We start from the raw sequence: 13,459 nt of genomic DNA on the forward strand, positions 1-13,459 counted from the left end.
CTTCGAGCTCAGCTCGCGAGCATCAGCCGTCCGCCCACAGCTGTTTCGAGCACCAGGTGCGGCACGACGACTCCCGAGACACCGAAGAGATCACCGACCAGCTCGCTTCCCTGACCATGCCGGTCCGTATCCTCCGGGGCGAGCGTGACCAGTGGCAGCCGCTGGCCTACGCGCGCCGGCTCGCCGAGGACATCCCCCGGCGCCCGCCTCACCGTCACCCCCAGGGCCGGACGCTTCTTGATGGAGGACGCACCCGAGCGTGTCACGGAAGAGATCCTCGACTTCCTTGCCGACCAGTAGTCCTGTGGTCACCGCAAGACGGCCTGGAGGAGCGGTATGGAGCTCCCCGCGCGATCCGGCGCCGGTGGGCCTCCAAGCGCCCGGGCGGTGGCGGACCGGGCGACCAGGAGCACGTGCATGCGGACCTGTCGGCCCATGAACAGGATCTTCATGAGTGCGTCGACGGCCGGGGAGGTCTTCGGGTCGCCGGACTCGCGGATCTTGTCCCAGTAGCGTGCCAGCTGCCGCATGGTGGCGTTGACCTCTTCGCGCAGGATCAGCAAGCCGCGGGCCGATGGCGTCGGGGTCGGCGTCTGGCCCGAGTTGGTCAGCGACGCGGACCCTGCGCCGGCCTTCCATGCCGAGCTGGACCAGGGCGTCGTGGATGTCGGCGATGTCGGCGCAGTAGGTGACGCCCTGGATGCCGCGGGCCCAGGGGTGGGAGATCCGCTTGGTGTCGAGGACGAACGCGAGCGAGCCGTGGTGGAGCATCTGGCAGGTGAGGGAGCGCAGGGTCACCGACTTGCCGCCGCCGGTGGAGGCGTTGACCAGGATGTGCGGGGACTCCGCGTCCAGGTCGACGGAGACGATGCGGCCGCCGGCGCCGATGCCGATGACGGGTGCGGACTCCGGGGCCTTGGCCACCAGCTCCCGCCGTTCATCCCCCAGCCTTGCAGCCGCCACCTGCGCGCCGCCGGCCTCGGGGCCCTGGCGGACCTGGGCTTTAGCGGCCTGGACAACGACGTACTCGACCCTGTGATCGTCACCGGCTTCCACGCCACCCGCACCCACAAGCTCACCCCCGGCCAGAAGACCGCCAACCGCGTACTCGCCAACGGACGCGCACCGGCCGAGCACGGCTTCGCCCACCTCAAGAATTGGCGGGTCCTCACCAAACTCCGCACCGACCCGGCCCGCGCCTCCTGCCACCTGCCACCTGCCACCTGCGCGCCCTGCTCGTCCTGCTCGTCCTGACGAACCTCGAAGTCAACCGCTGAGGGATCCGCTCAGCAGGCAGTCGCCCACGGCGAATTGGAGTGTTCCGGTACCGGGCGTACTGGCCCACTGCCAGTGGCCCATTGAGCCGGCCCCGTCCGGTCCCCTGGAACCGGTGTGCGTCAGGGCTGAATGGTTTCCAGGTCCTCGAGGAGGCTGGAGTGGGTCGGCTGCCACCCGAGGGCATCGCGGGTGTGGGCGCTGGACGCCGGCTGGTCCATGGCGAAGATCGGGCCGAACGGGCCGAAGTTCTCCTGCGGAACCTCCTCGACCGGCAGGCCCAGTCGCCGACCGATGACGGTCGCGATGTCCCGCACCGCGTCGCCCTCGTCGGCGACGGCGTGCCAGGCCGTCCCGGCCGGTGCGGACTCAAGGGCCAGCCGGAACAGGACGGCTGCGTCGAGCGCGTGCACGGCCGGCCAGCGCTGGGTGCCGTCGCCCGGGTAGCCGGCCACCCCGGTGCGGCGCGCTTGATCGGTCAACAGGCCGGCGAATCCGCCCTGGCCCTCGTTGTGGACCGTGCGCGGCATGCGGACAGCCGTGCTGCGCACACCGCGCGAGGCGAGGTCCAGCAGCGCGTTGACCGAACGGCCCCGACCGCCCACCGGTCCGTCGGTCGGCAGCGGATCGGCCTCGGTGGAGGCGCGTCCCGGCACCCAGGGCGTCCCGGAGACCGTGACGATCGGGCGGTCGCTTCCGATGAGTTCCTGTCCCAGCGTGGCGAGAGCGGCGCTCTCCTCGGCAATGGCCTGCGCGAGAGCGTCCGGACTGCCGTAGTCGCGTCCGAACGCCAGACTGATCACGCCGTCGCACTGCGCTGCGCCGGACCGCAGGACGTCGAGGTCCGCCAGGTCTCCTCGCAGCACCTTGGCACCAGCACGTTCAAGGGCCTGCGCGGAGCCGTCCGAGCGAGCCAGTGCGAGAACGGTGTGGCCGTTGCCGAGGAGTTCGGCGACGACGGCGGAGCCGATGGTGCCGGTACCGCCGGTGACGAAGACATGCATGAGCTCTCCCTGAAAGTGATGGGACCATTGTCCCATCACTGACCCTACACGGTGACGGGACAGGTGTCCCATCACCTATCCTGGTCGCATGGCTAGATGGCAACCGGGGGCGACCCAGCGACTCGTCGTTGCGGCCGTCGACCTGTTCACCGAGCAGGGGTACGACGCCACCACGGTGACGCAGATCGCCGAGCGCGCAGGTGTCACCAAGAGCACCTTCTTCCGGCACTTCTCCGACAAGCGCGAGCTACTGGTCGCCGGCCAGGAGACGCTCAGCAGGCTGCTCGCCGAGGGCATTACCGAGGCCCCTGCGAGCGCCAGCCCGCTCCAGGCGGTAGCAGCCGGTCTCGAGCGCGCATCGAGCGCCATGGGACCAGCGAACCGCGAACTCGGCCCCCGCCTCAAAGCAGCTGTGGCAGCCAGCACCGAACTACAAGAGCGCGACGCCCTCAAGAGCGTCGGCCTCGCGGCCGCCATGACAGCCGCGCTCATCGCCCGTGGCGTCCCCGACCCGACCGCGCACCTCGCGGGCGAGCTGGGAGTCCTCGCGTTCAAGCGGGGATACGCCCAGTGGTCCGAAAGCGATCGTGATGACACAGAAGGGCTCGCGCCACATGCACTGGCAGCCCTGGAAGACCTGCGTGCGGCAACCGCATCGCTGGGCTGATCCATGCCGTTCGGCTGTCGGCACCATGGGCGCTGCGGCGCCCGTCGACTGCCTCCGAGACGCCCGGCTCTTCCTGACAGACCTCCAAGCCAATCGCTGACAGATGACCTACTGCGCAGACAGTCACCCAGGACCAGCGTGAGCCCCCGAGAGCCGGTCACGCCACCCCTTTGACCTGTGGTTTCAAGTTGGCGGAGGCACAGCGCGCGTCATCGCACCGCCGCGCCGTACCGGATGCGCACCCCTGCGGGCGGGTGCCTGTACCACGCACCCCCTTGTCCATGGTCTGTCCGGCGGCTGCGGCAGGTGCGGCCAAGGGGAAACGTGCTGGTAGCGAAGCTGGTCAAAGGACAACGCAGGGCCGGCCGGGCGCTCGGTGTACTCGGGCCGGGGGGTGTGCATCCGGTGCGGTGCATCATCACCACAGCCACGCGGTGGAGTGCCGCATCCGGGACAGGGCGCGCGCCTCCCGGCGCGCGGCGGCACTGCTGATGCGGTGCGGGCGGGGCCGGGGCCGGGGCTGGCGGGACTCCCCGGCTACAAGGCGGCGGATCCCGGTCGCCTTGAGCCGCCTGCGCTGCTCGCGCAGTTCCTTCTTCTTCTGCGCCTCACTCTTCGGCTCCGGGGGCCTCTTCCGGATTGGCTCCCAGGACGGCGGCCCGTACGAGGCAGCGCGCTCGCGGACGCCGTCCTTCACCAGGGCGGCAACGGCCTCGATCTTCGGATCTTCCGGCGGCGTGGTCACGTCACTCCTCCAGTTGATGTGCCCCGGCCCGTCGCGGGCGGAAGGCCGGGCTGTTGGGTCTGCGGAGGCGTGGGCGCTGCCGGTGCCGACTGCGTCCGGGGGCCATGGGCCAGAGCGCGCTCCCGTATGCCGCCCTGGAGTTTGGCGGCCATCTTGGCGGCTGCCTCGAACACCCGCCGGATCTGCTCCACCGTGGCGACGTCGGTCGTCTGCTCCTGGTTCCGGCCGGCCTTCCCGTCCGTGCGGGACGGCCGCGGGCGGGATCTCGGGGCGGCGGGCACGGCGACGGTGTGCGGTAGGGAGCGGGAACCCAGTCGGCGCGAGCGGCGGACCGCGTGGGCCCGGGCCGTCAGTGCGCCGGCGGCGAGGCGGGCCCGCTCGTACGGGCCCGCTCGTACGGGGCCTTCGTGCGGGCGCGGGTCAGTGGGCGCAGCACGGGCTGGTCGTCGATCTGGCGCGGGTAGAGCGCCCGCAGGTCGGCGCTCATCATCCGTCCTATCGGGCGGGTGTAGTTATCGACGGCCGTCTGCACGATCTGTTCGTCCAAGCCGGGTTGGTGGGGGCGGCCGCGCAGGACGTAGGCACGGTGGCGGCGGGCTTCGGCGAGCAGGTGCCGGCGGCGGAAGGCGCCACGCATCACGTACACCACGGCGGCGACCTCGACGGCGGCCAGGGCGACATCGACCACCGGCCGCACCCGTGCCCACACTGCGGCGGCCGCCGCCCGCGCCCGCTCCGCCAGCCGGTAGAGGACGCAAGCGCCGAATGCCCGGATCGCCGAGGCCCGCCAGCCGTCGCGCAGCTCGGACAGCGACCGCGTCACCTTGCGCTTCGGCGGGCGCGTCTGGTCGGCGGCCTGCCGGTCCAGCGCGTAGGCGGCCCGCTCGCCCGGCGAGTGCCCCTGCGCTTCTTCGTAGTCAGCCACGAAGACGGGCAGCACGTCCGCGATCTGCTGGCGACGGGTCGACTGCCAGCCAATCAGCCGCTGGTCGATTCCGGCGATCTCCAAGACCGGCCGCCTGCCGGACGTCACCTCGCGCGGCTCCCACGCCCACCCCAGCCGCGCGGAGACCTCCTCCATGAAGTGGAGGGTGTAGAGCGTGCTGGCCGCCACGATGTGCTGCAGCATCGAATCCGCCGACAGGTTCCCCACGTCCCCTTGTCGTCCGGCCGCCGGGCGCGAATCGAGACGACCGCATGATCGTGCAGTAGTGGCTTCTCGGCCCTGGACTCGTAGTGCCGGAACACCTCGACGATCAGCCCGTCCCGAATCGAGGCGCGGTACTTGCCGCCACTCCCCCAGCGGATCTCGGCGACGGACTCCTCCAGCCACTTCGCGGATCTCGGCGACGGACTCCTCCAGCCACTTCAGGGTCTTGTCCCGGGCGCTGTCCTGGCACAGCTCCAGCACCAGGCGGTGGTCGTCGTCCAGCAGCGCCCACGCGATCTGCGCGGTCTACGGCGCCCGGAACACCAGATCCATCGCCAGCCAGGGCGACCGTTCCTTCGCCGCCTCGGTGCGCTTTGGCTTGTTGTGCTCGATGGGCCGGCCCAGCACGGTGGCCCGCCACGCCTGGGCCGGGCTCTTGCCCTCCTTAAGGCGCTCGCGTTCGATCGATCCGGCCGGCGTCCGGGTGCCGGCCTCCTCCAAGGAGCAGTTCGGCCTGTCGCCCGGTCACCACATCCCAGGTGCGAGACCGACCGCGGCCAGGCCCCGGCCCCTCCAGAACCCTGGCGGGACGCCCGCTGTGTCCTGGGCGGCGCGCAGCGGCATGCCCGCAGGACGGTGGCTGTCGCCGACCAGCACGCCCTGGCAGTAGTACGGCCACCCTCCCGGGCCGATCTTCGCTTCGCTCAGCATCCGGCCATGGAACCCCGCCTGCGACCTGCACAAAAGCGTGATCCGGGGTACTTCCCGCTGGGCGGGAAGCCATCGTCAGATCTTTGCCTGGAGCCCGCCAGGCGGGCCGCTGCGCCAGCGGTATGCGGTGCCCATCAGCCCCTCTGCCACTCACCGGGACGCGTCTCAACACCTCGCTGCGGCCGGTCCGGCTTTGCACACCGAGGGGAAGTCAGCCGATGCCATTGCCGCGGCTGCGAGGCAGCCCGGCTCATGCCGGGGAGCGAGGTAGGCGGGCGCTCTACGACACCGGCTGACGGCCTCGTGCGAATGCTGCGCGACGCCAGGAAGGGCTGGGCACCGTCAGCTCGCTGCAGGGGTGTTGCCCTGTCCGAAGCGCGGCACGTCGGCCGGGCTGAGATCCGCGCGGGGTCGGAGCATCCGGAGCGGGTGCCGCCACCGGCCGGCTCCGTTCAGGGAGACTTCAGCACTGATCTCCACGACCAGCTCGGGGCGGGTGAGGGTGGGGGTGAGCGTCTTGCCTGTTCCCCAGCCCGCGCTGAACGTACGGCCCGTCCAAGGATGTCCCGGTCCTGCGGGGGCGAGCTGAGTGGCAAGGACGCGAGCGAGGGTAGCCGTCAGCTGGGTGGTGCGGCCGGCATAGCGCAGGCGGCCGGCCGCATCGAGGCGGCCGAGCAGGACCGTGCCGGGCCGGGCCAGGGAGCCGGTGACGGCGCCGACGATCGCCTCGGTGGACTCGCGTACGCGGTACTTCCGCCCGGCCGACACGCAGACCGCCGAGCGCTTCCCGCAACTGATGCAGGCGGCCGCAGCGGAAGTCGCAGCCGACGGGGCCGGAACCGGATCGTGACCCTGGCCTCGGCCCCGTCATCGGTGTGGAGAGCACTGAGGGAGAGTGGCCCACACCGTCTTGGCCTCAAGGTAGGCATCCAGGTTGGCGTGTCCCAGCTCGTGGCCGACACCGTAAGCCTTCATGTCTCCGTAGGGCTCCGTAGGGCTCCGTAGGGTTGACAGCGGCCAGGTCTTGAGGTCGGCCTGCACGCAGGAGGCCAGCGTGTGCGTATTCACAAGATCACGCGTCCGCGCACCGACCGTAAGCCAACGCGGATGAATCGCCAAGGCCCGGGCCGCGGCCGCGGCCGGGACATCCAAGGCCACATGCCCGGGCGCTCCGCCATAGTGGTCAGGTGATGGAGTGAGACACGCCTGAGGCGTCTGGAGAACCGTCCCACTTCGGCTCCGCCGCCCACCCTGTCGGCAGGGTGAAGATGTCGACTGGCTGGGCGAGCATCGGCTCGGCGGGCATCCGCACCATGATCGAGACCTGCCACGCGCCGCCGCCCGCTGCCTTTCGATGAACGTGCCCCTTCTCCGGCTGTTGCGGCAGGACGTGTCGGGGATCGCGCGCCTGTGTCTCTGCCCCACAACCTGCTCGAACCTGTGGCTGAGGATCGGCGCCGACAAGGTCAGCTACGCAGCTCTTGGAGTCGGGCGGCGGCACCGCACACCCCACACGCATCGGCGGCCGGACCGTCCAGCGCGGCCAGGGCTTGAGGGGTGGTGAGGCCTGCGGGGGCCTTGCACAGCGGGCAGCCAGCGCGGTACACCCGCACCGGACGCGGCCTGGTGGAGTCGTACGCGATGCGGAACTTCTCCAGCGCCCACCACTCCCCCGCCTCACCCTCCGACGCCGGAGCAGGAGTAGGCGCGGGGGTGGGGGCAGGTGGCCGGCGGCCAGTGCAGGCCCGCAGAAGTGCCTGGCGGTCCCGTTCGATCGGCACCCCGGCGTAGGAGACGCCGTCGATGGGCCGCGCGTGGGAGGCCGGCGCGCTGAAGATGATGTCGGCCGGCTCGGCCAGGTCCCGACCGCCGATCTGCACGTCGGCCCACAGGGTTACGGAGACTTCGTAGAACCAGGCGGTGGTGTTGCCTTGCCAGCGGCGCAGCAGCCGGCCGACCGGTTCCTGACCGTCGTGCAGCACGATGCGGATCGGCGGTGTGGGCGGTTCGGCCGGCGGCTCGCCGTCCGCGAGGGGCCCGGGTTCCTCGTACACACCTAGGCTGCCGCGTCTGCCTCGTCGGCGGGGGTGTCATGGACGTGTTTCAGGGCGCTGCGGGCGGCGACGACGTCGGGACCGGAGAGGGTGTCCCAGAAGGGGTGGGTGCCGATCTGGATGGACAGCTCCAGCATGCGGGCGCGCAGCCGGGCCTCCTGCTCGGTCTGTTCTTCGGTGTAGCCGGGAGAGTCCTCCCGCCGGAAGGGGTAATGGTGCCCCTCGGGGCGCTCGTATCCGGGCAGCGGCACCGCCGACCACGGCAGCGTCTCGCACAGCACGCGGTAGGCAGCGCGGGTCTGGTGCATCTCCAGCTGGGCGGCAGTCAGGTCCTCGGGAAAGTCGTACTCGGCCACACCGGAATAATGCGCCCGTTCGATTCTTGGTGGTCGGCGGCACGCCGCGGCACTCCTCCGCATGGCTCCCGTCAGATCCGCGGCAAGCTGACCGTCACCCGCCTGCCCGGCCCCTCGTGCGTACCGGGCAGGCAGACACTGAGCTGAAGCGGCGGAGGGGCTCGCCTGCCCGTGGACGCGCAGCAGGCGAGCGTGCCTTCGCCGGCCCCGCCCGTGTGCTGACAACTCCGAGGTCGCGGCCGGGTGGGGCCGCAGACGGTCACCAGAGGCTGCAGCTCCGCGACAGCTTTGTGGTGTCACTGAGCCGGCGCGGGGGTGGATGGCTCTGTTCACGAGAGAAGGCAGCGTTTCGAGGGTGGTTCGGGAGGCATCGGGCAGCTAGGACGGCAGCGAGTTGTTCACGAGGTTCGACAGCAGCCAACCTCCAATTGGGACCGCCCTGGGCGTCGTCCATACGGTCGCGAAGCCGAGAATCGGATGAGCCTGGGTTCCTAGGGTTGAAGTTGCCGTTGCGGCAGCTTCTACCGTGCGGAGCAGGGCCGGAGAGACCGGCCCGGTGACGCATTTGCGAGGGAGACGGCGATGGACTGGCCGATCGCGGAGGTTGCCCGGATGTCGGGCGTGACCGCCCGGCCCCTGCGGCACTACGACGAGATCGGCCTGCTGCCTCCTGCCCGGATCGGGGCCAACGGCCACCGCTACTACGGGGAGCGCCAGCTGCTGCGGCTGCAGCAGATTCTCGTACTGCGGGCGCTGGGTGTAGGGCTTCCCGAGATCGGCCGGATCCTGGCCGAGCAAGTCGACGAGGTGCAAGCCCTGCGCGGCCACTACCGGCGGCTGCTCGCCGAGCGGGACCGGCTCGACGCCCTCGCCGCCACCGTCTCCCGCACGATCGCCGAACTGGAGCAGTCCAGGAAGGACGGCACAACCATGACCGCAATCAACCGACCGGAGAACCTGTTCGAGGGCGTGCAGCCCTCCCAGTACGAGGAAACCCTGCGCGACTTCCCCGAGCATGCCGAAGCGATCGCGCGCAGGGTCGCCGCGATGACCCCGCAGGACGTCGAGGCCGGACAGCGCGAGCGCACCGCGCAGATGATCCGACTGGCGGAGCTGATGGCCGCCGGCCATCCGGCCGACGCCGAGCCCGTGCAGGCCGAGACCGACGCACAGTACCGGGCCCTGACCCAGCTGCGGACCGTGTCCGCCGAGGAGTACCGTGCCCTCGGACGCGCCTGCGTGGACAACGAGGCATGGCGCGCCGCGTACGAGACGATCGCACCGGGTCTGGCCGCGTACCAGCGGGACGCCATCGAGGCGTATGCCGCTGCCCGGCTAAGCTGAACCGGGACACCGGGCCGCCCCGCGGGAACCGGCCCGCAACAGCGGCCCCTGCCTGTCGCACCGGCAGGCTCACCTCGTCCGACCCCGCAGGTGCCGGGCGAGGTGCTGCCCGCTCTCATGAACATCGAACTTGGCCCTGAACGAGCGCCTCCCGACGAGCTGAACAATCGCTGTCGACACTCGTGAACAAAGCCAGGTGGAGGTCGGCCGTCGGCGTGCTCGTAGTCGATACGCTGCCCGCCGCAGCCGGCCGCCAGGTCACGCAGCGTCCGCACCTCCTTCCGGTCGGCGGTCAGCTCCCAGCGCAGCTTGGTGGACACCCAGTCGGCGAGATAGGTGCAGCGGGCGTCGGCCGAGGGCGGCATCCACTGGGCCGGGTCCTGGTCAGCTTTCGAGCGGTTGGTCCGGGCGGTGACGGCGACCAGAGAGCGTGTCGCGCCGAGGTCGTTGGCGTAGGCCTGGCGCCGCTCCTTGGTCCACTGCGAGGCGCCGGAGTCACCACCGGTGCTGGGTCGTCCTGGTCGACGGCGCCCGCCACCAACGCGACCTGATCCAGCGCGAAGCCGCTCACCGCGGCTGCACGATCAACGTGCTCCTGGACTTCGTGCACGTCACCGAGTACGTCTGGACGGCGGCCCACGCATTCCACAAGCCCGGCACCGCGAGGCAGACGCCTGGGTCGCCCGCCATCTGACCATGATCCTCGCGGGTCAAGCCGACCGCGCCGCCCAGGAGATGTCCACCCAAGCTGACCGGGCCGGCCTGCGTGCCAGCCGTCGAGAGGCCGTGGATGCCTGCCGCCACTATCTGACCGGCCACCTCGAGCAGCTCCGCTACGACATCGCCCTCGCCGCGGGCTGGCCGATCGCCACCGGCGATCGAAGGCGCCTGCCGACACCTGATCGGTGACCGCCTCGACATCACCGGCGTCCGCTGGGGACTCACCGGTGCCGAAGCCGTCCTCCGACTCCGCACCCTGATCGACAACGGCGATCTCAACGCCTACTGGCACTTCCATGCCGCGAACGAGCATCGACGCCTCTACCCCTCACCCAGCCGACAGGAGTTTGGCCTCACCGCTTGACCTGGCATTCCCTGACAATGGGCACGGTTGACGTCCAGACCGTCCTCAGGTTCGCTGCTGTGATGTCTGCCCTTCGCATCCAGCAGCCGGACGACGATGCCACCTTCAAGGACTGGCAGCACGTCCACAACGTGATCATCCCTACCCACGTCCTGTCCCTGGACGAGGTACGAGAACGCGCTCAGCGTCACCAGCTGCACATCGCTTACCGCGGTGACGATCTCGTGGGCTGCAGTACGGTCCGCCCACCTGCGGATGACACACGGACGGCCACCGTCATCACCCGCGTCCTGGCCGCTCACCGCAGGCGAGGCTTCGGTGAGGAGCTCTATGTCCACGGGCTCAACCGAGCCCGCGAGCTGGGAGCCGAAGAAATCGAAACCGTCGTCCTCTCTTCCAACCAGGACGGACTTCGATTCGCCCTGAAACACGGCTTCGTCGAGACCGAACAATATCTACTGCCCGGGGAGACCATCCCCTGGATCGACCTCCGACTCTCCTGACCGCACAGCCTGATCCACACGTTCCCTGCAAAGGAACTACACCCAACTAAGCTCGGCTTCCCCACACCGGGCGCAGCCGCGGCCGTGGCCGCCGACGCCCTGAGCGCCGGCGGCCGAGCGCGGGCACAGTCTCGCGGCCGACTATGTGCGCTGGCAGGTCGAGCGCAAGCGCGCCACGCTCGGTCGGACCTGCCTGGAGGTCGTCTTCCTGCACAATCCCGAGCGCACCGGGGATCGGGCGGCGCTGCCGCTGGTGCTGCGCGAGGCCTTCATGGTGCTGGGGGAGGCCGCGGCCGCCGGGCACCTGCGGCGTATGGCGTCGCCACCTGGTCCGGTTTCGCCGATGGCCTCTTCGCCGTCCCGCAGCTGGACCGGCTGGCTGGCGGACGAGGCCGCTGGCAGCCGGGCGCATCATCTGCGGGCGGTGCAGCGGGGATTTCGCGCGTGCTGGTGTCGGCCTCGACTACGACACGCTGGGAGGCCGCCCGCGCCGCGCTTGCCCAGCCGGCCATCCCTTCCCGCCTCTGCGGAAGGTCTGCGATGTACTCGCCCCCACCACCACAGCCGATCAACAGCGCACCTTGGCCGCACAGAGCGAGGCCGCCGCGGCTCTGGGTGTCACGGTCACGGGCCACGGTTGTGGGGGTATCAGGGCCGCACTCTCGGCCAGCGGGCCCGGCATGACGAGGACGGGGCGTGCCGGCTGCTGCTGATCTCCACAGAGCAGGCGGGTGGGAAGCTGAAGCTGTGGGAAGGCACCTCCCAGGCCGCGGCCGCCTGCCCCACCGTGCACAAGCCCGCCCTGCACGGTGTGTACGACGGAGCCGTGCGCGACGGGGCCGCCTACCGCGCCGAACTCACCGGCTACGTCGTCGAACCCGTCTGCGCGCCGGAGCCGGTCCTGGAGCGGGAGCTGGAGCTGCCGGAGGCGTGATGGAAGTCGCTGCGCAGCGACCTGGAGACCATCGCCGCCGCCAAAACCGAGCGGGTCGCGGTGCGCCAGCAGTGGATGACCGCGCCCTCCCCCAGTACGCCGGCGTCCCCGCACCCGCCTAGATCACCTGGTCCACCGCACACGGCGACTGCCACTTCGCCAACCTCACCACCACAACACCCGTCTTGCTGGACTTTGAAGGCTTCGGCCTCGCCCCGGCCGGCTCTGCGCCTACGCCCTCCTCGCCCCATAGACTGCGGCCCGAATCCGGAATGAGTTCCCCACCCTCGACACCTCCGCCGGCCATACCGCGCTGCTTGTCGTCGCGGTCGACCTCCTGCAATCCGCCTCCCGCAGCGACCACCCCGAACTGGTCGAACCGCTGCGGGCCTTGGTGTCGGCTGTCGCGGGATGAAGTGCCGTACGCGGCACGGTTTCCGTGCGGACCGTGTCGTGCCGCGTCCGGCAGCAGGTCAGCCGCTGCCTACCTCCTGTAGTGCATGCGGATGGCCGGCCTGCACCCATTCCAGGAGGTCAGTGGAGCGGTCCAGCAGTTCTTGCGCTTGGCGTCGCAGACTCGGCGCGAGGCGCTGCTGCTCGGCCATGACCACGTAGGCGAGCCGCAGGGCCTGACGGAGCTCTTCCACCGCCCGATGCTCGTCGACGGGGTCGGCGAGTGGGGCGCGCAGTCGGGCACGCGCCAGTTCCAGTGCCTTCAGTGCGCGGAGCACCGCTTGATCCTCGACGCTGTCAGCGCCCGTACCCGGCTGTGGGAAGTGCGAGGGCGGGGGATGATGCGGCGCATAGGGAGCGCGGCAGCTGCAGGCTTGGAGGGTGTGCAGCTGCCGGGTCTTGACGGAGAGGGTGCGCTGGCAGGCGATGCAGCTCAGCTGGAGGACACGGTGGTCGAGGCCGTCCCAGGGCAAGACGGTGTATCCGGCGGCCTGCACGTCAGCAAGCGTGCCCGGGCTCAGGAGGACCACTCCCCTGCCGTCGGTCGGGGTGGCCGGGGTGCTGTTTGACCGGAGCCGTGGGTCCGCTTCTTCGGCTTCGGTCTGCCAGACACGGTGCCATGCCTCGATCCAGGGCCGACATTCGTCTTCCTCGACCCCGCACGCCTGCAGAAAGGCCGCGAACTGCACCGGGCACTTGGGGATGGCCTGCTTGGTGACGATGCGGTGCACAGTGCTGTGGGGCAGTCGGCCATGCTGTCCGGCCTTGGAGGCCTCCATCTCGCGGAAGGTCGGGGCGCCGGCCTTGTCGTAGAGCTCGATCATTCCCGCGCTGAGGTCCGCGACATCGCGCACGAGTTCAGGACGGGGAGCGGCCCGGCTGACGCGGCGCCCTTGGGCTGCGCGGCGCGCTTCGTAACGGGCTTCCCGCCACAGTTCCAGGGCGTGATCGGCGCGGGCGCCGCACGCGGTGGCGTAGGCGGTGACCAGCGCCTGGGAGGGAACACGGTCGCCCGAGGCGGCGCGTCGCAGGTTGGAAGGGTGATAGCCGGCCTTCTCAGCAAGGGCGGGATAACTCAGCCCGGTGCCGGCTTTGGCCGCGCGCAGCCACAGGGCGAGCGCGGCCAGGGCTTGGTTGGCTGTGGTGATCGGTGCTTCTCGGCGTCCCATCGCTATCGCC

Annotated in this window: 14 protein-coding genes and 2 pseudogenes; 6 read left to right on the top strand and 10 right to left on the bottom strand. The window is 70.5% G+C overall.

Going from position 1 to position 13,459, the window contains the following annotated elements; all coding sequences use genetic code 11:
* Positions 1 to 8 precede the first annotated feature (8 nt).
* Positions 9 to 266: a hypothetical protein gene (locus IF20_RS39440; RefSeq protein WP_052868730.1), complete on the bottom strand. Its 258-nt coding sequence runs from the start codon at positions 264 to 266 to the stop codon at positions 9 to 11.
* Positions 267 to 308: 42 nt separating this feature from the next.
* Entirely contained in the window at positions 309 to 530 is a 222-nt protein-coding gene (locus IF20_RS39445) for a hypothetical protein (RefSeq protein WP_199896826.1), read from the bottom strand.
* Between IF20_RS39445 and IF20_RS40185 the strand changes: the two genes are divergently transcribed.
* Entirely contained in the window at positions 529 to 1,254 is a 726-nt protein-coding gene (locus IF20_RS40185; RefSeq protein WP_234426889.1) for a transposase family protein, read from the top strand. The genes IF20_RS39445 and IF20_RS40185 overlap by 2 nt on opposite strands.
* 143 nt (positions 1,255 to 1,397) lie before the next feature.
* Here IF20_RS40185 and IF20_RS31080 read toward each other — a convergent pair whose 3' ends face one another.
* Positions 1,398 to 2,279 (bottom strand): SDR family oxidoreductase, encoded by an 882-nt coding sequence (locus IF20_RS31080; protein ID WP_052868732.1) that lies wholly within the window; start codon positions 2,277 to 2,279, stop codon positions 1,398 to 1,400.
* Between the two features lie 88 nt (positions 2,280 to 2,367).
* On the opposite strand from IF20_RS31080, the gene IF20_RS31085 reads away from it, so the two are divergent.
* Complete coding sequence (locus tag IF20_RS31085) at positions 2,368 to 2,946, top strand: TetR/AcrR family transcriptional regulator (protein WP_052868733.1); 579 nt, start codon at positions 2,368 to 2,370, stop codon at positions 2,944 to 2,946.
* 418 nt (positions 2,947 to 3,364) lie between these two features.
* Here IF20_RS31085 and IF20_RS31090 read toward each other — a convergent pair whose 3' ends face one another.
* From IF20_RS31090 to IF20_RS31115, 6 genes and pseudogenes are all read right to left on the bottom strand, one after another.
* The gene (locus IF20_RS31090; RefSeq protein ID WP_052868734.1) at positions 3,365 to 3,691 is read right to left on the bottom strand and encodes a hypothetical protein; all 327 of its coding nucleotides are present in this window, start codon (positions 3,689 to 3,691) and stop codon (positions 3,365 to 3,367) included.
* Between the two features lie 349 nt (positions 3,692 to 4,040).
* A pseudogene (gene mobF, locus IF20_RS40760) lies at positions 4,041 to 5,020 on the bottom strand (MobF family relaxase).
* A gap of 127 nt (positions 5,021 to 5,147) precedes the next feature.
* Entirely contained in the window at positions 5,148 to 5,342 is a 195-nt protein-coding gene (locus IF20_RS40770) for a hypothetical protein (protein ID WP_052868735.1), read from the bottom strand.
* Between the two features lie 552 nt (positions 5,343 to 5,894).
* On the bottom strand, positions 5,895 to 6,320 hold the full coding sequence (locus IF20_RS39450) for a hypothetical protein (RefSeq protein WP_052868736.1): 426 nt from the start codon (positions 6,318 to 6,320) through the stop codon (positions 5,895 to 5,897).
* Between the two features lie 698 nt (positions 6,321 to 7,018).
* Positions 7,019 to 7,606 carry a DUF6233 domain-containing protein gene (locus IF20_RS31110; protein WP_052868737.1) on the bottom strand — a complete coding sequence of 196 codons (588 nt, stop codon included), beginning with the start codon at positions 7,604 to 7,606 and terminating at the stop codon, positions 7,019 to 7,021.
* Between the two features lie 2 nt (positions 7,607 to 7,608).
* Positions 7,609 to 7,962: a hypothetical protein gene (locus IF20_RS31115; protein ID WP_052868738.1), complete on the bottom strand. Its 354-nt coding sequence runs from the start codon at positions 7,960 to 7,962 to the stop codon at positions 7,609 to 7,611.
* A gap of 582 nt (positions 7,963 to 8,544) precedes the next feature.
* On the opposite strand from IF20_RS31115, the gene IF20_RS31120 reads away from it, so the two are divergent.
* From IF20_RS31120 to IF20_RS31135, 4 genes and pseudogenes are all read left to right on the top strand, one after another.
* Complete coding sequence (locus tag IF20_RS31120; protein ID WP_052868739.1) at positions 8,545 to 9,306, top strand: MerR family transcriptional regulator; 762 nt, start codon at positions 8,545 to 8,547, stop codon at positions 9,304 to 9,306.
* 194 nt (positions 9,307 to 9,500) lie between these two features.
* A pseudogene (locus tag IF20_RS38400) lies at positions 9,501 to 10,390 on the top strand (hypothetical protein); the annotation flags it as partial.
* A 62-nt stretch (positions 10,391 to 10,452) separates the two neighbouring features.
* A complete protein-coding gene (locus tag IF20_RS31130; protein WP_052868809.1) occupies positions 10,453 to 10,893 on the top strand; it encodes a GNAT family N-acetyltransferase in 441 nt (146 codons plus the stop codon).
* Between the two features lie 637 nt (positions 10,894 to 11,530).
* Positions 11,531 to 11,827 (top strand): hypothetical protein, encoded by a 297-nt coding sequence (locus tag IF20_RS31135; RefSeq protein ID WP_052868741.1) that lies wholly within the window; start codon positions 11,531 to 11,533, stop codon positions 11,825 to 11,827.
* Between the two features lie 473 nt (positions 11,828 to 12,300).
* Here IF20_RS31135 and IF20_RS31140 read toward each other — a convergent pair whose 3' ends face one another.
* Positions 12,301 to 13,449, bottom strand: coding sequence for a helix-turn-helix domain-containing protein (locus IF20_RS31140; RefSeq protein ID WP_052868742.1), 1,149 nt, complete (start codon positions 13,447 to 13,449; stop codon positions 12,301 to 12,303).
* Between the last annotated feature and the right edge of the window lie 10 nt (positions 13,450 to 13,459).

It is taken from the genome of Streptomyces niger (genome assembly GCF_000718305.1).
In the GTDB taxonomy this organism is placed as follows: domain Bacteria; phylum Actinomycetota; class Actinomycetes; order Streptomycetales; family Streptomycetaceae; genus Streptomyces; species Streptomyces niger.

Coding starts and splice junctions, on each gene's coding strand:
- IF20_RS40185 (WP_234426889.1), top strand. CDS start 529: ATGGTGGCGTTGACCTCTTCGCGCAGGATCAGCAAGCCGCGGGCCGAT.
- IF20_RS39445 (WP_199896826.1), bottom strand. CDS start 530: ATGCGGCAGCTGGCACGCTACTGGGACAAGATCCGCGAGTCCGGCGAC.
- IF20_RS31080 (WP_052868732.1), bottom strand. CDS start 2,279: ATGCATGTCTTCGTCACCGGCGGTACCGGCACCATCGGCTCCGCCGTC.
- IF20_RS31085 (WP_052868733.1), top strand. CDS start 2,368: ATGGCTAGATGGCAACCGGGGGCGACCCAGCGACTCGTCGTTGCGGCC.
- IF20_RS31120 (WP_052868739.1), top strand. CDS start 8,545: ATGGACTGGCCGATCGCGGAGGTTGCCCGGATGTCGGGCGTGACCGCC.
- IF20_RS31130 (WP_052868809.1), top strand. CDS start 10,453: ATGTCTGCCCTTCGCATCCAGCAGCCGGACGACGATGCCACCTTCAAG.
- IF20_RS31140 (WP_052868742.1), bottom strand. CDS start 13,449: ATGGGACGCCGAGAAGCACCGATCACCACAGCCAACCAAGCCCTGGCC.